At 44.2% G+C, this 24,322-nt stretch carries 17 protein-coding genes and 1 pseudogene; 16 read left to right on the top strand and 2 right to left on the bottom strand.

The features are described 5' to 3' along the window. Nucleotides 1–1,186: 1,186 nt before the first annotated feature. From GB993_RS08870 to GB993_RS08855, 4 genes and pseudogenes are all read left to right on the top strand, one after another. Nucleotides 1,187–4,149, top strand: a pseudogene (locus tag GB993_RS08870) (MucBP domain-containing protein); the annotation flags it as partial. 45 nt (nt 4,150–4,194) lie between these two features. Further along, the gene (locus GB993_RS08865; protein ID WP_161003993.1) at nt 4,195–6,420 is read left to right on the top strand and encodes a MucBP domain-containing protein; all 2,226 of its coding nucleotides are present in this window, start codon (nt 4,195–4,197) and stop codon (nt 6,418–6,420) included. A 169-nt stretch (nt 6,421–6,589) separates the two neighbouring features. Beyond that, nucleotides 6,590–7,414, top strand: coding sequence for a peptide-methionine (S)-S-oxide reductase MsrA (msrA, locus tag GB993_RS08860; protein ID WP_161003992.1), 825 nt, complete (start codon nt 6,590–6,592; stop codon nt 7,412–7,414). Between the two features lie 116 nt (nt 7,415–7,530). Then, on the top strand, nt 7,531–8,403 hold the full coding sequence (locus GB993_RS08855; protein WP_161003991.1) for an alpha/beta hydrolase: 873 nt from the start codon (nt 7,531–7,533) through the stop codon (nt 8,401–8,403). Between the two features lie 130 nt (nt 8,404–8,533). Here GB993_RS08855 and GB993_RS08850 read toward each other — a convergent pair whose 3' ends face one another. After that, entirely contained in the window at nt 8,534–9,718 is a 1,185-nt protein-coding gene (locus tag GB993_RS08850) for an NADH-dependent flavin oxidoreductase (protein WP_431188882.1), read from the bottom strand. A 162-nt stretch (nt 9,719–9,880) separates the two neighbouring features. Here GB993_RS08850 and GB993_RS08845 point away from each other — a divergent pair, with 162 nt between their 5' ends. From GB993_RS08845 to GB993_RS08800, 10 genes are all read left to right on the top strand, one after another. After that, complete coding sequence (locus GB993_RS08845) at nt 9,881–10,441, top strand: TetR/AcrR family transcriptional regulator (protein WP_161003989.1); 561 nt, start codon at nt 9,881–9,883, stop codon at nt 10,439–10,441. A 615-nt stretch (nt 10,442–11,056) separates the two neighbouring features. Further along, on the top strand, nt 11,057–11,797 hold the full coding sequence (locus GB993_RS08840; protein WP_161003988.1) for an ABC transporter ATP-binding protein: 741 nt from the start codon (nt 11,057–11,059) through the stop codon (nt 11,795–11,797). Next, nucleotides 11,775–12,932 carry an ABC transporter permease gene (locus tag GB993_RS08835; RefSeq protein WP_161003987.1) on the top strand — a complete coding sequence of 386 codons (1,158 nt, stop codon included), beginning with the start codon at nt 11,775–11,777 and terminating at the stop codon, nt 12,930–12,932. Before GB993_RS08840 ends, GB993_RS08835 begins: the two co-directional genes overlap by 23 nt. Nucleotides 12,933–13,007: 75 nt before the next feature. Further along, nucleotides 13,008–13,661 (top strand): TetR/AcrR family transcriptional regulator, encoded by a 654-nt coding sequence (locus tag GB993_RS08830; RefSeq protein ID WP_161003986.1) that lies wholly within the window; start codon nt 13,008–13,010, stop codon nt 13,659–13,661. A 165-nt stretch (nt 13,662–13,826) separates the two neighbouring features. Next, nucleotides 13,827–14,348: a MarR family winged helix-turn-helix transcriptional regulator gene (locus GB993_RS08825; protein WP_161003985.1), complete on the top strand. Its 522-nt coding sequence runs from the start codon at nt 13,827–13,829 to the stop codon at nt 14,346–14,348. A gap of 49 nt (nt 14,349–14,397) precedes the next feature. After that, nucleotides 14,398–16,176: an ABC transporter ATP-binding protein gene (locus tag GB993_RS08820; RefSeq protein WP_161003984.1), complete on the top strand. Its 1,779-nt coding sequence runs from the start codon at nt 14,398–14,400 to the stop codon at nt 16,174–16,176. A gap of 309 nt (nt 16,177–16,485) precedes the next feature. Further along, nucleotides 16,486–17,808, top strand: a complete 1,323-nt coding sequence (locus GB993_RS08815; protein ID WP_161003983.1) for an MATE family efflux transporter — start codon at nt 16,486–16,488, stop codon at nt 17,806–17,808. Between the two features lie 126 nt (nt 17,809–17,934). After that, nucleotides 17,935–18,867, top strand: a complete 933-nt coding sequence (locus tag GB993_RS08810; RefSeq protein ID WP_161003982.1) for a quinone oxidoreductase family protein — start codon at nt 17,935–17,937, stop codon at nt 18,865–18,867. Nucleotides 18,868–19,045: 178 nt separating this feature from the next. Beyond that, nucleotides 19,046–19,948, top strand: a complete 903-nt coding sequence (locus GB993_RS08805) for an ABC transporter ATP-binding protein (RefSeq protein ID WP_161003981.1) — start codon at nt 19,046–19,048, stop codon at nt 19,946–19,948. Between the two features lie 12 nt (nt 19,949–19,960). After that, entirely contained in the window at nt 19,961–20,731 is a 771-nt protein-coding gene (locus GB993_RS08800) for an ABC transporter permease (RefSeq protein WP_161003980.1), read from the top strand. Nucleotides 20,732–20,813: 82 nt separating this feature from the next. On the opposite strand, the gene GB993_RS08795 is transcribed toward GB993_RS08800, so the two are convergent. Further along, a complete protein-coding gene (locus GB993_RS08795) occupies nt 20,814–21,587 on the bottom strand; it encodes a (S)-acetoin forming diacetyl reductase (protein ID WP_161003979.1) in 774 nt (257 codons plus the stop codon). A gap of 272 nt (nt 21,588–21,859) precedes the next feature. On the opposite strand from GB993_RS08795, the gene GB993_RS08790 reads away from it, so the two are divergent. After that, complete coding sequence (locus GB993_RS08790) at nt 21,860–22,444, top strand: TMEM175 family protein (RefSeq protein ID WP_161003978.1); 585 nt, start codon at nt 21,860–21,862, stop codon at nt 22,442–22,444. Between the two features lie 362 nt (nt 22,445–22,806). After that, nucleotides 22,807–24,237 (top strand): amino acid permease, encoded by a 1,431-nt coding sequence (locus tag GB993_RS08785; protein WP_161003977.1) that lies wholly within the window; start codon nt 22,807–22,809, stop codon nt 24,235–24,237. Nucleotides 24,238–24,322 lie beyond the last annotated feature (85 nt).

The following is a 24,322-nucleotide window of genomic DNA, read 5'->3' as shown; positions in this document are numbered from 1 at the left end:
GAGTGAGACATCGTGCTTTTATTATGGCAGTCTTCAAACGGTTCAAAGTGACGTTGAAGGGTGCACTAATAATAAAAATGTAGAGCTCCTTTAGCTCGTATGTACTTGAAGGCGTTGACTCGTCTGGAAATCTTAAAACCAACCTGTATAGCTTTGAGTGACATTAAGATGCATTTGGCGGGATCTACTAGTGCGATTTAACGTAAAAAATGATTGCCATTAACTTCTGCTGAACAGGAGATGATGTAAAGGTAATATTCTTAAAAACAACAGTTTTGTGTAGATGTGTAAACTTTACGCTCACTGTGTTGAGGTGGATAGTGTATTTCAATTACCTGGCGAGGGCAGTTCCTGTTTGACCAAAGATGCTCAATAGAATCCTAATAATCAGGCGAAAGGATCTTTAAAGACACTGTTTGTGTAGAAGAAGATATTTACTAGTGAAGGTGTACATTATGTATTAATAAAGTTAACTGCTAATTTTCAATGAAGATTTTAATCTGTTTGTAGTTTGAACAAATTGCGAGCATTTATGCCACCTACCGAATTAGACGTGCCTTTCTTATGATTTCGTTTTTTAACAATCGTCGACATAAACTACATTCATCGCAATGCTCTAATTTATAGCTCAGTAAATAGTTCGCTCCCTTTTGCTTATTTCACCGTATTTGTCATCTGAGACGATAAAATGTTTATCTAGTCCTTACTTAGCACCTTTAGTTGCATAAAGCCCCCCAAGACAAACGTTTGTCTTGATGGACGAAAAAGTTTCAGTTTTTGTGACTCACATTTAATTTGTGACGAAACGAAAATTGGAGCTTTTTTTATTTGCCCTGAAATGACAACAATCCTAAATGACCGTCTGACGACTCAAATTTATTGAAATGCGGACACTTTAAGGTTCGCTTATCATCTATCTGATACAACTTGTTATAAACATTTTTAGTCCAGAAATAATTGACTAATAAATTAACATGGTAGCAAAAATGCGCAATAATTAAATCTTTCGCAAACTATTCAAAGAAACTAGTGTGGCACTTTTATTTTGTAAGCAAAGGTGTTAAAACAATCAATTGAGTAGAGTTATTGAACTTTTTTGCAACTTAATTATTTATTTGGATTAATTTTGAGCAAAATTGTTTTTTAACATCAATCAGCATTAAGTGAGAGAAGTAAAAGGAGAGTTATGCCTGAATTGTATCAAAATCGAAAGTTACATTATCGAATGTACAAAGCGGGAAAGCGCTGGGTGTTTGCTGGCGTCGCCGTAATTACGTTTGCTACCGGCATGACACTGACAACGGTCGCTAATGCTGATAGCGATAGTACGACATCAACAGTTCAAACGACTGCTGTTACTTCGACGGCATCAAAATCGGCACAGGCGTCAAACGGCGATACAAGCGATGCTACGACAAATGCCGATCAAAATTCAGCAGTTAGTAGTTCGGCGTCGAGTGCTACGCAAAATCAATCAATGGCTACATCGACTAGTACGTCAGTAGCATCAAATAAAACAAATAGTGAAAGTTCGACCAGTGAATCAGGCCAACGAGCATCTAGTACAGGTAGTACAAACAATAGTGAGCAATCTCAGACCAGTGTTGCATCACAAAAACATAGTGAGTCGGCTGCCTCTAGTGCAGTTTCGGTCGCTCAAAAAAGTGTTTCTAGTACGGCTTCTCAGTCAGCAACAAGTGAGCAGACGAATGAGTCAACAGGTGCATCACCCGCACAATCAACAGTCAGTCAGGCCACATCGTCAACTGTCGACAGTGACGTTACGGTGACATCTTTATTGAACACTGCCACTGATAGTGACGTTGCAACGGCTAAATCGGCAGCTACTAGCGCTTATCAAGTAACTGGGACAGCTCAAGAAATCGTTCGGATGGATGCCATAGGTGATACTGAAGGCTATCAGGAGGGTGTCGGTGCTGAAATTCAGTATGACAAATGGACGAAATTGCTTAAACAGGGGACGACGGTTGGCATATTTGGTTTTGTGCCTAGCGAGGGTGTGTCGCCAGTTTATGACTTGACAGGCAGTTATTCAGAAACTGCGAATGCTTCGGATGGTGTTTTAGGTGTAACCAAACATTTTACGATTTTCACATTTGACAGTTTAACCGCGCAAAATATCAGTTCGAACTATCGAATTGCCGCTGGTGGAAATTTAATTTTGTATCAGTCGTCAGCTAATAGCACATCGTCGGAAGACAATTTGCCACAAGTTATTGTTGGTGGAAATACTGTAGAATTAATTAATTCAAATTTTGACGGCAAACTTTATGTCAACAATGATGCAACTGTGTGGAGCAATAAATGGGGAAAGCATAGAATCTTTAAAATTGACACGACTACGTTCTTCACAGATGCTAAGGCTTATCTGCAGAATGAATCTAACGCATTGAGTGCATTACAACAGACAGCAGGGGCTGAGGTGATTGTTCCTACACAATTAAACCCTAATCTGACTCTACAAGGCGTCAATGGTGCTGATGAAGATGTTTTTGTTCTAAATAGTTCGGATTTTCCGGGCGCATCATTTGGCAATGGGGCCATTAATATTACGAATGTCACTAATAGTGCAGGTGGCACAGCCAAGGTGATCATTAACGTTATCGGTGGTTCTGTTAACATCAACAACACAACGATCAAAATAAATGGCAAGACCGGTGCTGCTACTGCTGCAAACGTAACTTGGAACATGCCGGATGTCGTTAGTTTAGTTACCCATAATGCTGCTCTGACAGGGAATATTCTGGCACCTAACGCGACATTTTATACGGACGGTTCTATTTCAACGTCCGGAAATATTGCTGTTAAAACGTTTGGTGAGGCCGCGCTAAACAGCTTCACCACCAAATATGTAGACGAAAATGGGAATCAGATTCATCAAAGCATGTCATGGGCCGTTAACAATACGACCGATGGCAGTACCAAAACAGTGTCGCCAGTAGCGATTGACGGGTACGAAGTGACTGGTACGCCGGCTGTCTCAATCAGCAGTCAGGATATCGTTAACAGCGATGGCTCTGTGACTGTTACCTATGATCAAAGTTCTTGGGCAACCAACACGGTGACCTTCCATTATAAAAAAGTATCTACACCGGTGAAAACGGCAGCGTCATTAACGGTAAATTATGTAGACGAAGATGATTCTTCAAAGACATTGGCAGCCAGCAAAACGATTTCTGGTTTACAGGATGACACATACAATGTCAGTGATTATGAACCAACTATCCCGGGTTATACTCTGGATGCTGATGATGCGTCGTTACTGTCAGGCAAACTGAGTGCTGATGGGCAGACGGTCACGCTTCGTTATAAGGCGAATAGTCAAAGCGTAACGGTTAGCTATGTTGATCAAAATGGTAATCAAATTCACACCAACGACACAGTGTCAGGCAAGACCAATACTAGTTATGATGCGACTAATACAGAGATTAGCATTCCTGGTTATTCGTTTGTTAAAGTTCAACACGGTGACCTTAAAGGCACATTGAGTGTTGATAATGATGGTAAGTCTACGGCGAAAGATATTGTTCTGCAGTACCAAGGTGACAGTCAAACATTGGCGGTACATTATGTCGACAACAACGGCAAAACGATTCACACAGACAATGCTGTGACGGGTGCTGCTGGTGATTCATACGACGTCAGTGATGATCAACTCACGATTCCCGGTTATACATTCTCAGCAGTTACCACTGGTTCTTTGACAGGAACGTACACGGTTGACACTACGGGTAAGGCGACGACACCAGCCGTTACTTTGATGTACACGGCCAATTCACAATCAGTGACAATTCATTATGTCGATGAAAATGGTAAGTCTTTGGCGAACGACGGTAGTTTAACCGGTGCAACAGGGGCGGCGTATGATGCCCAGAACAAAATCCTCAGTCTCGATGGTTATACCTTTGACAAGGTCATGTCCGGTTCATTAACAGGCACTTATGATGCGAATGGCACGCCTGCCATCACCCTTGTGTATGATAAGGTCGTGCCGAAGAGTGGCAGTGTCATTGTCCGCTACGTTAATGGCAAGACAAATACTGAACTTGCCAGTGCACAAACGCTAACGGGCACTGTCGGTGATACCTTTACGACTGCTGCCAAAAGTTTGACGGATACACTTTAGAAGGTTCCTCAAGTACTACAGGCAGTTATACGGATGCTGGTCAAACGGTGACGTTTACCTATCTGCCAAAGATCGAAACAACGACCGTTAACTATTATTTGGTTAATACGGCTAACGTGCTGGCGCCGTCAACCACGCTAACGGGTGATTATGGTACAAGCCAAACTGCAGATGCTGCTGCAATTGCCGGGTACACGGCACTGTCAAATACCCAAGTCGTTAACTTTACGAATGATACGTCAGCTGTTAATTTCTACTATCAACCAGAGGATGCGGCGACTATAACGGTTAATGACGTTTTAACTGACGGAACGATTATTTCTACGCGGACGCTTCCTGCCGGCAAATATGGTCAGGCATACACGACATCGGCAGACGCGTTAACCGGTTACGTTTGGAATCAGGCAACTCCGGCTAATGCTACGGGTACGTATTCGTTAACACCACAGACTGTAACGTATACGTATGACCGTGAGAACGGCCAACCGGTTACAGTAAATTACGTGGTTAATGGCACGACAAAAGTATTAGGCACAACGCAACTGACTGGTCACTATGGCGACACTGTAACGGCTCAGACTGCTGCTTTTTCAAACTATACGTTGGTTGGAACGCCAGCCCAAACGACTACGACACTGACGGATCGTCCACAGACGATGACTTTCCTGTACGATGATACCGGCAATCGTTACGTCAATGTGTCATATGTGCGTCGAGTGACAGTTAATGGTCAGCAGGAATTGTTAACTATGGCTCCGTCAGCAGTCACAACTGTTGAATACAACAGTCAGTATACGACGGCGCCAGTGAATATAACCGGTTATTACGTAAGTGCAACGAGTGTGGCCGGTCCTGCAAACGGAAGCTGGTCAGATTTGTCGACAGACTCAGCAAAAAATCAGGTTGTATACTATTACAATGCTGATCCTGAATCATTTAAGGTAACCTACACTGACTTACAGGGAAATGATTTGTTTAGTCAAACACCGGTTAACACTATTCAACTTGTGAATGCTTACTATGGTCTTGGCTATAGTTTTACAGCGCCAGCAATTGCGGGTTATACACTTGTTAGTGATGCGACCGTTAAGGGCACCGTTGGTCTTGATCCGAGCGATATTCACTTCATATATGCTAAGGATCAAACTGTGACGACGCATTATGTGGATAATAATGGCAATGTTATTGCCACACCGGTTTCACAAACATTAACTTATGGTGGTACTTATACGACACAGCCGGCAACGGTTAGTGGTTATACGTTAGTGGCAACACCTGCCAATGCGAGCGGTCAGTATGATCGTACAAATACGGCCAATAGTGTCGATGTCACCTATGTCTATCAGAAGGTTTCGACAAGTGAGACGCCAACAAGTGGTCCGTCGACATCAACGTCACCTAGTCAAGCACCGTCAGCGGTCTCAACACCGGCAAGTGGTGTTTCTACAAGTACTTCGGTAGTTACTTCACAAACGTCAACGCCAACCAGTGGTATGTCAGTGACACCATCACAGGATTTGGCAACGAGTATGCCATCGACACCAAATCAAGGCACCGAAACAGTGCCACCGCGTGTGGTGCCAGTGGCGCCGGTTAGCACATCACCTGTTATTCCGGTTGTGACACCAACGGGAAATCGGGCGACTAATGAAACGCCAGCTAACGAAGCCGGGACGCCGATCGCCCGTCAAATGACGGGCGATCCAACACCATTGCAATCAAATGCAGTGTCAATCGCTGGCGGTTCACAATCGACACGAACAACTGTTGATGAGCCAAGTTGGGATCCAATTAAGTTAGTGCTGATGGACGTTGATGGTCATATCATTGCCGTCCATGAGGTCAGTGGCTACACGGGCACATGGGTGTACATCGGTGACTTGATTCCTGCAGGGTATCATCTGGCCCCAGGTCAAAGCGCTTGGTTGTTACTGAATGATGTCTCACCGCAAACCTTGCGTTTGGTAAAGGACTCTGATGGTACCATGGTCGCAGCAACATCTGCGTCAACTTTGGCAAAGAATCAAACACCGCCAACTGCTCAAACAGTGGCCGGTTCTGATACACAGACCGCTGCAAAGGGCACGATGTCAAGAGCTGCAGCTCACTCAGCGGCTAGCCAGAACCTGTTGCCTCACACAAATGAGGGGCAGCAGTCATGGTTACAAGCTTTGGGACTAGGTCTATTAGCAATGCTATTTGGTTTGCTAGGTTTGTTTAGCTGGCGCAAACGCCGCCACAACGTCGATGATAATCAAGATAGCGATATTTAAGATAGTAAAAATAAGCGTTAATCATTTGATTGTATAGAGATACAGTCGAGTGGTTAGCGCTTTTTTGATTGGTCGTCATAGTTCACATGAGCAAATGATATGCTATTTTGTTGCAATGCGGTGATAATGACAGTCAGAATAATTCATCGACTTGAAGGGAGATGATATCGTGAGGGCCATTACTGAACAAGATTTGAGTACCTTTTATAACCTGTTGTTAGAGCCGGGTACCCGCGATTGGGAACGGCAGCAATTAGTGAAAGCCAAAGAACAACTGGCCGCTGGTCAAACATCGGTTCAGGTTTTTGCCGAACTTGAACACAGTTTGCGGCCACTGGCTGTCCGCAACAACTTAACGCCAGCGGTAACCGACTTCTATCAGTCCATAACGTCAAACGACGAACAGTCGCAGCAGTATGGTTATGCTCGGCACCAGGCGGCGTTGACGGATCCACGGTATGATCATGCTGTCTTCGCTGGTGGTTGCTTTTGGTGCACGGTTGAACCGTTTGAACTGCGTCCCGGGGTTATCTCTGTCTTATCGGGTTATACGGGTGGTCACGCTGACTCACCGACATATGATCAGGTCACCTCACAGACGACGGGCCATGTTGAAGCCGTTGAAATTGTGTTTGATCCAAACAAGATGAGTTATGCGGATTTATTAAAACTCTATTGGCAGATTATTGATCCAACTGATGATGACGGTCAGATTAATGATCGCGGTGATTCATACCGGCCAATTATTTTCGTTCGTAACAAACAACAGCGTGACCTCGCCGAAGCATCCAAACGGGATGTTGCCGAGTCAGGCCGGTATTCGAAACCGATTGTAGTCGCAATTCGTGATACTCAGCCGTTTTGGCCGGCAGAAAATTATCATCAAGAATTTTATAAAAAGCAGCCTAAGCGTTATCGAGCAATGGAACGTAGTCGCCGTCAGTTCCTCTGGTTTCAGAAAATTAAGGGACAGTTTAGACACCATAATAAATGATTGTTTTTCCTTGCCTTAAGCCTACTCGAACCCACTATACTGATAATTAAGCTAAACACGAATGCGTGCGTTTGTAATTGTCATCTGTGGATTCAGCTTGGCAGGGGGAATTAATCATGAAACAGAAAATAATTGATCGTGGCTTTTGGGCCTTACTAGTGTTGGTCATTGTGGCTGTCATCGGTGGCGGCGCATGGCAGGCACATCGCGTTGCAGTGGCAAAAACGAAATACGTGCAGTCATCGACGCCGACGCTCTTTTTTCACGGCGGTGGCAGTAATTACCACGCTGAAGAACATATGACGAGTGTTGCTAAACGGGAAGGCGCAACCAACACGATTATTCGTGCGTTTGTCTCAAGAACGGGTCATGTCCGTTTGGACGGCACCATTGGCAAACAAGCGGTTAATCCAATCGTGGAAGTGAATTATGCCAATAATCGGCAACTTGATTTTTATAAGCATGGTCAATGGGCCAAAAATGTTGTCGTTGCCTTACAGAAGAAATATCACATCAATAAATTCAATATGGTTGGCCATTCACTTGGGAATATTTCGTTGATTTATTACATGTTGGAGTACGGGCAGGATCAGCATTTGCCAAAATTACAGAAACAGGTCGACATGGCCGGTCACTTCGCTGGATTGAATTTCAAACGTGTGCCAGCATCCGTTCGACAACCGGCAGGGCTAAAGCTGGATAAGGACGGCAAGCCAAACAAGATGAACGCAACGTACCGGCAGATGACCAAGCTACGCCAGACATTTCCTAAGCACCAGGTGGATGTATTAAATATCTACGGTGATATTGGCGGTCAAACGGATGGCACGGTGCCCAACGTTTCATCGTTGTCACTGAGGTATCTGATTGCTGACCGGGCTAAGTCATACCGTGAACGAAAAATAACCGGAACCCGGGCTAAACACACGTTATTGCATAATAATGCTCAGGTCGATCAGCTCCTTGCTGACTTCTTGTGGGCAAAATAAACTTGAAGACTAAAAACGACTTGTCAATTAAATGGCAGGTCGTTTTTTTGTATAAATATGGATTGTAACAGATGCTCAATTATTAAAAGTATTCGAGCATGACCAGACTTACGAACAGTGTTAATGTCGCTTACTTCCTAAACGCTACGTCAATTCTATCCGTATCTACCGTTTTTGTTTGCGCATCATTTACGTCGAACTTTTGATCAGCACCAGCATCGTTCATCTTCTTTAAGAATTCAAAAAACGGTGTTTTGATACCTAATTCTTCTAAATCGGCCAATGACAGACTGTAGCGAATGGATTGTTCCGTACCTGCCTCAACTTTTTGAACCCAATGAGGTTCCCGAATACTTTCACGACCAATCGCAGCAAACGTAATGCCAGCTTCAATCACTTTTTCAGCGTCAGCAGGCGTATTTACATTGCCGACTGAGATCAGTGGCGTGTCTGATGAGACACGCTGAATCTTGGTGATTAAAGGTTCCTTGTCATCGTGGTTGTTCAATGACGGCCGCCAAACGTTACCCATGGAGATGTGCAGGTAATCCAATTTCATATCATTGAGCTTGCTAACAAACTTCAATGTGTCTTCAATTCGGATACCTGGTTCTTCGATTTCTTCTGGTGACAAACGGTATCCGAGAAGAAAGGGTGAGGTAGCAGTATCTGCGATGGCCTGTTGAGCAGCTTCGATAACCCGAACCGGGAACCTCATCCGGTTTTCTAGTGAGCCACCCCATTGGTCTTCGCGACGGTTACTGTGTGGTGAAAAGAATTGTTGGAGTAGATACGTGTTGGCTCCGTGAAGTTCGACACCGTCAAAGCCGGCCAAAATAGCCCGTTTAGTTGCCGCGCCAAAATCTGCAATCGTTTGCTCAATTTCATCTTCGGATAGCGCCCGTGGCGTTTCTGCGTGCGGCCTTAATGCTGCAACAGCACTAGCAGAAACGGGTTGATGACCTCGAAGAATACGCGAGTTTGTCATTCGTCCGGCACTGAAAATTTGTAAAATTGCTTTTGTACCGTTTTGCTTAATCGTGGCCGCAAGCTTGGCGAGACCAGGAATAAACTTATCATCGGCAACGGATAATTCACCTTCGAATCCCTTGCCTAACGCATTAACGTTAGCGACCGGGGTAATAAACATGCCGGCCCCGCCCGTATGAATATTGAAATAGTTTAGTTCATCTGTTGAGACTTCGCCGTTTTCTAGCGACATGCCTTCGGTCATTGGTGGAATCGCAATCCGGTTTTTAACGGTAACACCGGATCTAAAAGTATAAGGCTTTAAAAATTGGTATGACATGTTCATAACCTCCTGAAAAATGTGTGATAAGATTAGCGTTAATAGATGCTTACTAAAAGTCAGTGTAGCACCATTCTGACGGGTACGTAGTGAACAAATTAATGATAATGTTCAAAAATGAATAAAACACTGCTTTTGTTTATTCTTATGTGAGGAGACTGAAAGATTATGGAAATTCGGCGGCAAATATTTAATTCAGTATATGAGTTTATGCAAAATAAACCGATCAATGACTTAACCGTTGATGATATTTTAACTGCTTCGGGCGTCAGTCGTGGTTCTTTCTATAAATATTTTACCGACAAGTATGATGTTATCAATTCTTATTTTGCAGATACGATGAACCGAATGTTTTTAAATTGTCGCCTCAGTAATTGGCATGGCATCATGCGCAAGCAGTTTGAGTTTCTGGCCGATAATGCCAGTTTCTTTAAATCTGCTTTTAAAATAACGGGGCAGAATTCGTTTTGCACTTATTTTAATTGTCATCTTGTCCGTCAATTTAGCGAAGCAATTATAAAGTATGGTCATCAAACGGAACTTTCAGCTGTAGAAAAGCATGCGGTGCAATTCTATGCTGATGGGGTCGTGGCTTATACGCGGCGGTGGTTATCCTCGGATATGAGCACGCCGATCGATGAGGTTGTCCGCGAATTAACCAGTTTGATTCCACAAGTCATCCTAGATGCTACTTGCGATGAAATCACCATTGAACCTGAGTACGCTTAGCAACACTGCCACTTGCGGTTGACGGCATTGAAACGCCGGCGCGGGACCGGTTTGAGCCTCCCCAAACCGGAGTCTTTCACCTCGCCGCCAGGCCTCGTGAAGCCCCGAGTCCTGCCGACCGTCCGTGTTATAAGGCTGGGGCCCCACCAGCCTAACAACACCTTCACGCCTTGGTTTCAATGCCGTCGCCCACCAGCTACTGTAGAAAAGTAACCGCGTAAAGATAGTAATTTGGCATCAAAGCTATGTAAATTCGAACACGTAGAATCGGGTTTTGAAAAGTAGTGAAGTCAGGAAGAGACAAAGTTTCGTGTCGGCAATCCTTTGTGGCGGGTTAGGCCACTTAGGAGTGCAGGATGACTTCCAAGACCGGTTTATGGGCTTGAAATCAAGGTAGAAAACCGCGTTTTTTGCGGTTTGAGACCAGTCCCATGAAACGGCGTCTCTTCCTGAAGTAGCGGCATTTAGAATACACATATAAGAGGATTGTCGAACACGATTTCTAAACGGAAGTCGTGTTTTTTGATGGTTTTTATTGACAACGTGACATGACGGTTTATACTATGTTTAGTAAGTAAGTAGTCACTCACTAAAGTAAGCACAGAGGTGAACGTCATGACAGAAGTCATTAAAGTTACTAACCTGCAGCAAGGTTATGGCAAACGTATTATTTTGAATGATATTAATCTAAATATTAACAGTGGCGATATTCTTGGTTTAATTGGTCCCAGTGGAGCCGGTAAAACAACCTTGGTCAGTACAATCATGGGGATGTTGAAGCCAAAGCAAGGCACAGTAACTGTATTAGGCACGCCAATGCCAAATCGAAAGTTGCTCGGCAAAATTGGTTACATGGCACAAACGGATGCATTGTATTCGGTATTAACGGCCCGCGAAAATCTCACGTTCTTTGGTGAAATGCAGGGGATGAGTAAAGCAGAATTACAAAAACAAATTCCCTATGCAACGGGCATCGTTAATCTAAACGATGACTTGGATAAGTACGTGAAGGATTATTCCGGTGGGATGAAGCGGCGGTTGTCATTGGCAATCGCACTGTTAGCTGATCCTGAATTGCTCATCTTAGATGAACCAACTGTAGGGATTGATCCTGAATTGCGGCAACAGATTTGGAAAGAATTGCATCGTTTGGCAGACGAAGGTAAGACGATTCTATTGACGACGCACGTTATGGAAGATGCCGAGCAATCCAGTTATCTGATGATGATTCGTGGTGGCCGCGCCATCGCACAAGGCACGCCGGATGATCTGATTAGTCAATATCATGTTAATTCAGTTGAAGAAGTCTTTTTGCAAGCAGGGAGGGATCAAGATGCGCACACTAGCAATGATTAGAAGAGTCTTTCGAGAAATGCTGCGTGACAAACGGACGTTAGCCCTAATGTTTATCGCACCGTTGTTTATTCTGTCACTGGTCTACTTCTTGTTTCAGGGAAATACGACAACGACGGCTTCGTTGGCAACACGTAACGTTGACAGCAGTATGGTGACGGCGATTAAGAATAAACACATCAAGATTCATGATGTCAATTCGGATAAATCTGTTAAGACAATCATCCGTGAACATGACTATGCCGGCATGCTTAGTCAAAACGGTGACAAACTGACGTTAACGTTGGCTAACACCGACCAAAGTAAGAGCGCTGTGATCAAACAAAGTTTGCAAGCAGCACAAGCAAAATTAAAGGGTCAAGCAGCAGCCACAACCATTAAGACGCAGGCCCAGGCATTACAAAAGATGCAGGCTGCCCTTGGTGCAGCGACGCACACGCCGGTTAACGCGACTACTAATGTTGGCAACCTGAAAGCTAAGCTAGGGAGCACTAGTTATACGACCAAGACACACTATCTGTATGGCAGTAAGGATTCTACATTCTTTAATACGCTGTTGCCGATTATGATGGGCTTCGTTGTTTTCTTCTTCGTGTTCTTGATTTCAGGTATCGCATTGTTGCGGGAACGGACAACTGGAACGCTGTATCGTTTGCTAGCAACACCCGTCAAACGTGGTGAAATTATTTCAGGTTACCTGTGTGGTTACGGCACGTTTGCGTTCATCCAAACTTTGCTGATTGTGCTATTCACAATGTACGTTTTCAAGATTCAAATTCTTGGTAGTATCTGGCTTGTTTTATTAATCAATGTACTGTTGGCGATGGTTGCCCTGACGCTGGGGCTCCTGATTTCAACGTTTGCATCCAGTGAATTCCAAATGATTCAGTTCATTCCCATCGTTGCTATTCCGCAGATTTTCTTCGCTGGGATTATTCCGATTAGTTCACTGCCAGGCTGGTTGCAGCCAGTATCTTACATCATGCCGCTGTACTATGGTGCTTCAAGCATGAGTGCCGTGGTCCAGAAAGGCGTTGGGTTTATGGACGTGTTACCGAACTTGAGTATTCTCTTGTTGTTTGCTGCTGTCTTCCTTGTATTGAATTTACTCACCATGCGCAAATATAGGCAGGTTTAATTTGCCGGAATGACTGGTATTTAATTCAATGTGCGGTTAAATTAAAAGGTAGACAAAAATTTGGAGTAAAAACACATGGAAATTAGTAATGTTGAAACACTGTTTGACAAAACACTCCAGGAATCGAAGCTGACTGCTAAACAACAGGCGGTGCTCAAAGTGAGTTTAAACCTCTTCGCAGAGAAGGGGTTTGATGGGACGAGTACTAGCGAAATCGCTAAACAGGCTGGTGTTTCTGAAGGCACAGTGTTCAAACAGTTTAAAACGAAAGATGGTATTCTGGCAGCATTATTGAATCCGTTTTTGGATCAGGTCGTGCCAATGGCGGCAACTGAGTTCTTGACGGAGGTTAAGGATCAACGTTTTGACGATCTAGCGGCGTTCTTTAACTACGTGATTAAGGATCGAATGACGTTTGCCATTGCTAACCAGAAGCAACTAAGAATTTTGGTTCAAGAAATCATACGGAATAGTGACATGATTCAGTCTGTTATCGATAAAATAATGTCACGCATTCTGAATACGTTTGGCAAGAACTTGCAGACCTTCAAGGATCGTGGCGTATTAGTTGATTGGCCTACAGAACGAATTGTTCGTTATTTCCTTGGTGTAGCAGGCAGCTACATCGTGCCCGCCGTTTTAATTGGTAAGGCGAGCCAGTTGGATATCGACAAATCATGCCAAGAAGCCACCGAATTCCTAGTTCGTGGCTTAACGCCAATTAAATAGTTTTACTTAAAGTCGCATTCCATCAGGGATTGCGACTTTTTTTAAAAATAATTGTTAGTTTTTATTGCATAAAACTAACAAAAGAACTAACATAATCCTCGTTCAAAAATTTCCAGTGGAAAGAATTTGATTTTAAAATAAGGATTGAAATACAGGAGGCCAATTATGGCAGATGAAAGTCGTGATTTATTAGATCGTTTCGGTTCATTAATGCAAAATCGATTATTTATGATGGCAGTGTTACATCAGCGTGATTTGACGAGCAGGCGGGCACCAAGTGAAGGCCGTGGTCAGTTGCGGCTGTTACAGGTTTTATACCAAACACCGGCAGGGTTAACCAATGCAGAAATCGCGCAGTTATTAGATATTCGGCCAAGTTCCGTTAGTGCCATGGTCAATCGTTTGGAAGCCGTTAACATGGTCGAACGAGTGCCCAGTGAAACGGATAAACGCACCGTCATCATCAAGATGACGCAAGCTGGCATCGACATGTTTGCTAAACAAGATGATCAGGTTGATGACATGGCAAGCCAGGTCTTTGGCACATTAACCGAGGATGAACAGGTGGAGTTAGACAGGTTGCTGGATAAGTTAAATAAGGGCACGGCAGATTTAGATTGGCGGGACTTTATGGGCGGTGACCAAGGATGGCCACATCGCGGAAATTTTGACCAACGCTGGTTTTAAATAAAGCCGAGATGCGAAGGACTAAAGAAAAATTTTTGGAGGCAACATTATGGATCGTAGAGCAGGCGGGCCACGCGGTGGCGGCTCACAAGATGCCCAATACACACGGACAAAGTTTGATTTTAAAGGGTTCTTAAGCCTGATTCGTCAAACGAAACCGAAGTATTGGCAGTTATGGTTAGGATTAATCCTTGGCTTTATTGCGACGGGTGCACAGTTGGCGGTGCCGAAAATGGCGCAAGGGATTATCAACGGACTTAAATCAGGATTCAATTCCACGTTGTTGATTATTGCGGTTGTCCTGTTTTTGGCGAGTGCGTTAATCAACGCCTTGTCAGGGACGATGCTGGGTTTCTTTGGTGAAAATATTGTCGCTCGATTGCGGCGCACTTTGTGGCAAAAGTTAATTCGCTTGCATGTTAACTATTTCGATAACGTGAAAGCCGGTGAAATGACTTCACGGCTGGTGAACGACTCAACCCAGATTAAAGATTTATTGGCCAACGCGTTTCCACAGATGGCTAATTCACTTTTGCAGTTGGTCGGCGCGCTGATCATCATGGCGCTGATGGACTGGAAAATGACCTTGGTTATGATTATTGCCATTCCGTTGGTCATGATTGTAATGCGGCCAATTATGCGCCAATCGAGCAAGATTGGGCTGCAGCGGCAGGATGCCCTAGCTTCATTTAATGGTGAAACTGGCGAATCGTTGGGCGAAATTCGGTTGGTAAAATCCTCAAACGCTGAGGAATATGAAACAACCTCTGGGTACAACCAGATTGATAAGCTGTATCACATTGGGATGCGAGAGGCCATTTTTGATTCCATTGCTAGTCCGGTCATGAACACGTTAATGCTGGCCATGTTTATCGGTTTGCTGGGTTACGCCGCCGTTCGAGTCGCTGACGGCACGATGTCGATGGGGACATTATTGTCATTCATGATGTACTTGTTCCAAGTTATCGGACCAGTTGGTTCACTTGGCCAATTCTTCACGACATTAGCAAAGACAAACGGTTCGACACAACGGGTTCAAGATTTATTGAAGGAACCTGAAGAATCATTCACGGATGGCGACAGTGAATCTGTTACCGACCAAACGGTGGCAATGGAACACGTCGACTTTGCTTATGACGATGATGGTCCCGTTTTACACGATGTTAACTTTGAAGCAAAACCAAACAGTGTCATTGCGTTTGCTGGACCGTCAGGTGGTGGGAAGTCCACTATCTTTAGTCTGCTAGAACGTTTCTATCAACCTACTAGTGGGGAAATTACGATTGGCGGCAAGGATGTTGCAAACGTCAATTTGAAAGACTGGCGTTCTCAGATTGGTTATGTGAGCCAGGATTCTGCCATTATGGCAGGTACGATTCGTCACAACCTAACTTATGGCGCGGACAAAACGTACACGGATGACGAACTTTGGCATGTGCTTGAGTTAGCTTTCGCAGACAAGTTTGTGCACGAAATGCCAGATGGTTTGGATACGCAGGTTGGTGAACGTGGCGTGAAAATTAGTGGTGGTCAACGACAACGCTTAGCCATTGCCCGAGCTTTTCTCCGTGACCCAAAGATTCTGATGTTAGATGAAGCAACAGCGAGCCTGGATTCCGAATCTGAGGCAATGGTTCAAAAGGCATTGGGCGAATTAATGAAGGGTCGCACAGCGTTAATCATCGCACACCGATTGAGCACGATCGTTGACGCTGACGACATTTACTTTATTGAAAATGGTCATGTGAGCGGTCACGGCAAGCATCAGGCACTCATGGATGAATTGCCACTTTACCGAGAATACGTGAGGATTCAGTTTAAGGAATAAGAGCGTGAACAACCCCGTTTAAAGACCGAGCAACAATGGAAATAAGGCACTGTGCAAGCGAACTTTGCTTGTGCGGTGTCTTATTTTAATTGTGCGCAGGTCTTTGGGGTTGTGAACACGTTTGCGACAATATAAAAGCGAAAATTTGGTGCTTTTGCAGTTCGTTGAAAGAAAGCAACCTACCCAAAACGAGAGGTATATTCTAACGCCATGAATTTCCGCACACTAATTTCTTCTATTATGCGCGCGTAGCATTAATGCTATGCTGAATACACGACTTTAACGCAGAAAAGAGAAAATATACAATATATGGATACTTTATTTACTAAGACGTCAGTTCCACGCGCGTACTTCACACTCGCCATGCCGGTTGTCATCAGTATGATTGCAAGCATGATCTATAACCTGGTAGACACATTCTTCATCTCACAAACGCAGAATCCCAACATTGTGGCTGGGGTAACTGTTTGTACACCACTGTTTTCCATTATGTTAGCGATTGGGGATGTCTTCGGCCTAGGCGGCAGTGCGCTGGTGTCCAAAATGCTGGGTAGCAAACAGCATGAATCGGCCAGTCAAGTGAGTCGCATTTGTTTTTATGCAGCGATTGTTGTCGGTATTCTGACGGCAGGCATTTTACTGATATTTGAAGCGCCCATTCTCACTGTTTTTGGGGCTAGTAATGGCATTCGTCCGTTTGCAAGTGCCTTCTATCGGATTATGGCAATTGGCGGGCCGCTAATTATTGTGTCGCTGGTGCCTAGCAACTTGATTCGTACAGAAGGACTGGCACGTGAATCGATGATTGGTAGCGTGGCCGGCTTGGTCGTGACGATTTTACTTGACCCGTTACTAATTTTCGGTTTTCATTTATATGCTGCAGGAGCTGCCTTGGCAACTGTCATTGGTTATCTCGTAACTGATTTGATTCTGTGTGCATACGTAATCAAACGGTGTCAGGTCATTAGCCTGAGCTGGCACATTAAAAGGTCGACTTTTGCGTTTGCCGGGGCTATTTTAGTGATTGGCATTCCCGCTTCAATGACCAATCTCATGCAGGCCTTTGGTACTGCCTTACTCAATAATTTCTTGGTGCGGTATGGCGCCGCTCAAGTGGCTGCCTTCGGGATTGCCACGAAAATTTACATGATTGTGATGTTGGTGATGGTCGGTTTTGCATTTGGCGCTCAGCCCTTGGTCGGTTATAACTACGGCGCTCATAATCAGAAACGGTTTCGTCAAATCGTGAATTTTGACCTGTTAGTGGAAGTCGTCTTTTCAGTAATTTTTGCTGCTATTTTAATGTTATTGGCACCGGTTATCGTTCGTTTGTTCATGACGCAAAAAACGATTGTGACTGCCGGAGTACTACTGTTGAGGGCATTGCTAAGCACGACTCCATTCATCGGTGCAATCCTCGTGTTCACCACGGTCTTCCAGTCGACGGGCAAAGCGTTGGGTGCCTTTTTGCTGGCCATTTCGCGACAGGGTGTCATTTTTGCCATCGTGATTTACGTGGCCCACATGTTGTGGGGTTATTTGGGTGTTGTTTGGGCGCAACCACTGGCGGATGTACTGACTTGTTTATTAGGGTTTGTAATTTATCGGCAGGATTTCCGAAGAATGAAATAGTCTGAGCAAACAACAACTTTCTTATTAGTTCGCTGACCGTCCGTTTCAAAATGAATTAATCGTTTTCTATGTATTTCTGCCTGATAATGTCGTGTATTAAAAACATGATAATGTGGAGGCAGAATTATGAAGGCTTTTGGGTATCAAACGGATGGTGTAGCGGCTGATGCTTTTACGGAGATTGAGTTGCCAACACCGAAACCGGCTTCGGATGAGGTCGTTATTGATGTCGCTGCGTTTGGTTTGAATCATGTGGATGCATTTCGACGGAGTGGTTTTAGTGGTGGCCGGGCAATAATTCCTGGGTTCGATGTTGCCGGAACCGTTTCAGCAGCTGGCAAGCGGGTGGCTAACTTTCAAGTGGGCGACGAGGTTGTCGCTCACATTGAAGGCGGTGGTTACGCGGAACAAGCCGTTGCGCCAGAGTCGACGACGATTAAATTAACTGAGGGGTTCCCAATTACTGATGCTGCCGGGTTACCAACTGTTGCGATGACGTCATATGATGCGCTCACCGTGTTTGGTCAAGTTCAGATGGGGCAGACAGTGGCAGTCTTAGGCGCTAGTGGTGGCATTGGTGCGATGGCCGTTCAGTTTGCGAAAGCGCTTGGCGCCAGTACCGTTATTGGGATTGCGAGGGCTGAGGATTTGGACTATGTTCGCCAAATTGGTGCCAATGATGTCGCAACGTATGCGCAAGTTACTGAAGACGGTGCGTTTGCCGATTCAGCGGATGTGGTCATTAACGTGAACTTTATGGGCGGTCATGCCGATGCGATGATGGCACTAGTTAAACTGGGTGGCACCGTGGCAACAGTTGGTCGTGAAGAAAGTGCTGGGAATAAGCCAAACGTTGAACAGGTTCACATTCATCCAGTAGATGCGAGCCATGTACACCAGGCGATGCAGGCGCTTAAGCAACTCATGGATACCGGTTCGCTATCTGTCCGAATCGCAAAGCGGTTTCCGTTTACCTTAGCCGGCGTTGTGGCTGCCAGTGAGCTGAATGAAACAGGCCACACGGACGGTCGGATTATTGTCGAACGTGATGTGAAATAGGACGTCAAGAAAAGCTGTTGTACATTGTAAAGTGTGCGATAGCTTTTTGTTATGCGTTGATTACATTCATGTTAACGGCTGCGATATGGTAAACTGTCATCAACACAGAAGATCCACAGGTGGCATTTCAGTGTGGGGAGAAGTTGCAGGAAGACATACATGTAGAGGAGTGAAACGAATGGCAGAAGCAGTGTTAACAGTTAAGAATCTGAATAAGTCGTTTGGCCGCAAACAGGTCTTACATAAAATTTCATTTTCATGCCAGTCCGGACGAATCGTGGGTTTGGTCGGTGCAAACGGGGCAGGGAAAACAACGATTATGAAGGCCGTTTTGAGTCTGACGTCATCGACTGGTGAGGTTACAATTGACGGTCAGAAGAGCACATTTGATCACCATCCAGTATTGGATGAGGTAGGCGCTTTGATTGAATATCCAGGCATTTATCCATACTTAAGTGGCCGTGACCACTTGAAGTTATTTGCCATGGGTAACAAAAATACTCAGGACATTCAGGCATTAGTTGATGCACTGAATATGAATAAATACATTGATACGAAAGCCCGCAGTTACTCGCTGGGGATGAAACAAAAGCTGGGTATTGCTATGGCTTTCTTAAACGATCCAAAGTTAGTTATCTTGGACGAGCCGATGAACGGGTTAGATCCGCAAGCGACGAAGGAACTTCGTGATTTGATTATTGCTAAACGTGATGAAGGCGTCACTTTCTTGATTTCGAGTCATATCTTAAGTGAACTGCAGAAGTTGGCTGAGGACTTGATTATTATCGATCACGGTAAAATCGTTCAGGAAACAACTATGGATGCTTTACTGGAGTCTAACAACCATTTTGTCGTTGTTTCAACAACTGATGATGTGAAAGCCAAGCAGGTCTTGTCCGAGGCAGGTTATAAGCTGGTTGGTGACGTTGAAGTGAAGATTCAAACCAAAACGGATGATGCAGTTGCAGATGTGTTGAAAACATTATCTGACAATCAGGTTACCGTTACTGATGTTCAACATCAGGATGAGGATCTTGAGGGATCGGTTTTAAAGCTGCTTGAGTCAGAGGATCAGAAATAAGGAGGCGGTAGTATGTGGACGTTATATAAACAGGAATCGTTTAAATTATTGAAAAAGAAGAGTACCTTATGGATTTCCATTGTACTGGCGCTGATTGTTTTCGGGTTTGCGCTGACTAGTCGGTTGCAACCGAAGTATTTCTCAGCATCAGGTTTGTTTACAACTAATTTTGCCTCGACAACGTTTATCATGTTTTTCTTAATCGCGGCTGCTGCCTCGATTGTTACGATGGAATTTCAGTATGGCACTATTAAAACAGTTGTATCACAGCGTTATTCGCGAAGCATGATTCTAGTTAGCAAATGGCTTGTCATTTTAACTTACTCACTGTACTTGTATGTCATGACTGCTGTATTAGCCTTGATTGCCAAATTCGTTTTTGTGAATGATAAGTTTTCATTGACGGGTACTGGTTATAACAATGATATTTGGCAGGATTGGTTGGCTAATCTTGGGGCAGGATTGTTAACGTTATGGCTTCTGATTAGTTTGGTATTTTTGTTAGCCACATTGTTTAAGAGTTCGGCCGTTGCCATTTCTGTTGGTATTTTGGGGTACTTTGTTTTAAACATTGTAAGTAGCGTGATGTTTATTTTGATTCATAGTCACGAATGGCTGAAGTGGAATCCCATCAACTTTTTAAACTACGGTTCACAGGTTCTCGAACCGAGTCTGTCCAAACTGACACGCTTGTCAGATGTACAGTTATTTTGGGGCAATGTCGGATATATTGCATTATTCCTGCTCATTGGGTTACTGCTATTCCGGAAGCGTAATGTTTAAGCTGAAATAGAATTAATTAAAAGGCTCAGAGATTATCACTGGTTAACACCAGTCAATAATCCCTGAGCCTTTATATTGTCTTTTAATGGAACTGCATGCCACCGTCCACTTCTATCGTTTGCCCAGTAATGTAATCTGAATCTGGACCAGCGAGAAATGATACTGCTGCCGCAACGTCTTCAGGCTCTGACAACCGGCCTAAGGTAATATCTTTTGCAAAGGTTTGCATTCCCCATTCATCGTCTTTACCAGCATTCTGACCAACTTGGTGGGCAATATCCATCATCATCGGCGTTTTAACGATTCCTGGCGCATAAGCGTTGACCGTAATGTTATCCTTGGCTAAATCACGCGCCGCAACCTGTGTAATACCACGGACGGCAAATTTTGTACCACTGTAAAGTGCAAGGTTAGGGTTACCAACGACGCCAGCTTGCGAGGTAGCATTGATGATTTTACCGCCATGGCCCAATGATCTAAATTGTTTGATAGCGGCTTGAATTCCCCACAAGTCACCGGCCACATTGACGTGGTATACGGTGTCAAATTGTTCAGGTGTGATTGTTTCGATAGGTGTTGTTGGTCCAAGCCCAGCGTTATTAACAAGAACGTCAAAGCCGCCAAGTTGACTAGCAACGTCATTAACAGCCTGTGAGAATTCGTCACGTTCTGCGACATTTAATTTAACTGCGATTGCTTTACCACCGTCGTTGTTAACATCATTGGCAACTTTTTGCGCACGTTCTAGGTTTAAATCAGCTACCGCAACCGAGAAGCCATCTTTTGATAGTCGTTTTATGATTGCCTCACCAATCCCTTGTGCCCCGCCCGTTACCATTGCAACCTTATTAGCCATGATAATGCCTCCTTAAAGTATGTTACACAGGCAGAATACTTAATAAAGTCGGGAAAAGCAAACAATTGCATCGATGGTGTGACGTTTGCGAACAAACCGATAATAGACGCGGAAATTCACCTTAGTGTGCTTTGAAAATGTAACTAAAATCAGCTGTGGTTTTTTGTGTGATTGTAGACAATTACTGAAAAGAAATTAGTGATGTCTGCGTTTTTATTCGTGTTTAACTCGTGTAAAACGCTTATGATTAACTTATCTTGGGGGGTGATCATATGAACAAAAGTCGGGTTGAAGCATTTATTGATGCCATTATTGCGATTGTATTAACGGTACTGATCTTGGAAATTAAGGTGCCAGATGAGCCAAGTTTAAAAATGTTTTTCGGTGAGTGGCGGATGGCGTTTTCATACTTGATGACGTTCATTTTGGTCATGTTCAGTTGGTATGTGCAGCACGGGATGTTTTTAGCAATTAAACGGGTCAAACTTGGTGGTTTCATTGGCGTTTGTGTGTGGTTATTCGTACTCTCTTTTCTACCAGTGACCACGGCGTTCGTTGGCCGTTTTCCAAGTTACTGGGGTGCAGAGCTCGTCTACTTAATGGTTGCGCTGTTGTGGCTACTTTCGGCCCAGTTAATGTCGTTTCTCATTATTCGTGAGAACCAAGACGTGCCGGAAATGAAAGAATTTATCAAACGGCAGGCTGGTAGCGTGATGTTGACGAGTAATATCGTTTGGACAGTTTTGGCGACTGCACTAATCTTTGTGATTCCAGAGATTGGCATGTTGACGCCGATTGTGACAGTGATCATCCAGATTATTTCCAACCGTCATCGAAGTCGGCAGTTATCAGCTTAAACACATGGGACTGAACGAAAGTATACTTATTTTTTCCAGTGGTTAAACGATGGTTTGGTACTGGTCGTTAAGAATTTTCAGTTGCAATGTTTAGTTATGAGTGGTAACTTACAGTTCAAGGAAAAAACGATGAGGAGGCGTCAGAATGAAATATTTAAACTTAGATCAAGTTAATGGCGCCAGCCTCAGCACAACTACCACAACCTCAACCACAATGACGTGGCTGGGGCTTTTGTGGTAGTTGTTGATTATCGCAAAAGTGGCCAGCCAAGGTGTCTGTCAAAGGACATCGCGGCTGGCCTTTTTTATTAGAGTGGTGCGGCGACCCAGTAAAAGTTCGACCAAATCAGGAGGAGATTCATATGAGTGAGTCAGAGCCAAAAAGTGAGTTAAAACGATCGTTATCGTCGAATCAAATGCAGATGATTGCCCTTGGGGGAACCATCGGAGTTGGGCTATTTTTAGGATCAACGTCAACAATTAAATGGACGGGGCCATCCGTTGTCTTTGCGTATGCATTCGTTGGCTTGCTACTATATTTGGTCATGCGAGCATTAGGTGAAATGATATATGTGAATCCCACGACTGGATCGTTTGCCGATTATGCGACGAATTATATTCACCCATTGGCAGGCTATTTGACCAAGTGGAGCAATGTCTTTCAGTACATAGTCGTCGGGATTAGTGAAGTGATTGCGGTCGGTCAATACTTGCATTACTGGTGGCCGAACCTGCCGGATTGGATTGCTGGGGTAGTTGTGATCGTTCTTTTGACGTTTGCAAACTTAGCATCGGCCCGTGCGTATGGCACACTGGAATTTTACTTTGCAATGATTAAAGTGGTCACGATTGTTTTGATGATTGTTTTGGGTGTGTTGGTCATCTTCGCTGGTTTGGGCAATCATTGGCATCCATTAGGACTAAGTAATCTATGGTCTCACGGGGGATTCTTTACTGGTGGTATTCGCGGCTTCATTTTCGCCATGTCCGTGATAATTGGTTCATATCAAGGTATTGAAGTGCTGGGGATTACTGCTGGGGAGGCCGCCGATCCGCAAAAAGCCATCGTATCTTCTGTTAAATCAATTGTTTGGCGGATCCTGATTTTCTATATCGGCGCAATCTTTGTTATCGTGACGATTTATCCGTGGAATCACTTGGCTGCATTGGGATCACCGTTTGTTGAAACGTTCTCTAAGGTGGGGATTGCTGGGGCAGCCGGAATTATTAACTTTGTTGTGCTGACGGCGGCGATGTCCGGTGCCAACTCAGGGATTTACAGTTCCAGTCGAATGTTGTACAAACTTGCTCGAGACGGTGAAACGTATCGCGGTCTGGGCAAACTATCACGTCGTCAGGTGCCATTACGCGCAACCCTGTGCATTTCCGCTGGTATTTTGATTGGCCTGATTTTGAATACGTTATTGTCCGTTGTAAATCATGCGACGGCTAATATCTTCGTTTTGGTTTATAGCTCAGGTGTGTTACCAGGGATGGTACCGTGGTTTGTTATTTTATTATCGGAGCTAAGATTCCGTCACGCAAATCCTGATGTGATGAAAACACATCCGTTTAAAATGCCATGGTATCCATATTCTAACTACTTTACGATTTTCGCTCTGATCTTAGTGGTAATTTTTATGTTCATCAATCCAGATACTCGCATTTCAGTCAGCATTGGGTTTGGTGTTCTGGGCTTGCTTAGTCTACTGTTCTTCGTCCGTCGTTGGACAGGAAAGGCAACGCCCGAACCTGGTGAGTACAAGCATGAACCTTATGAAAAAAAAGATTAACCTGCGCCCGGTTGAAATGTTTATTTGAAGAAGTTATTAATCTAATAAAAAATGTATCTGCCAGTTTCTAAAAATTGGCAGATAC

Origin of the sequence: Furfurilactobacillus milii (genome assembly GCF_009864005.1) — a bacterium.
GTDB classification, from domain to species: Bacteria; Bacillota; Bacilli; order Lactobacillales; family Lactobacillaceae; genus Furfurilactobacillus; species Furfurilactobacillus rossiae_B.
Note: the sequence above shows the minus strand (reverse complement) of the source record. Positions and strands in the feature narration are given on the sequence as shown.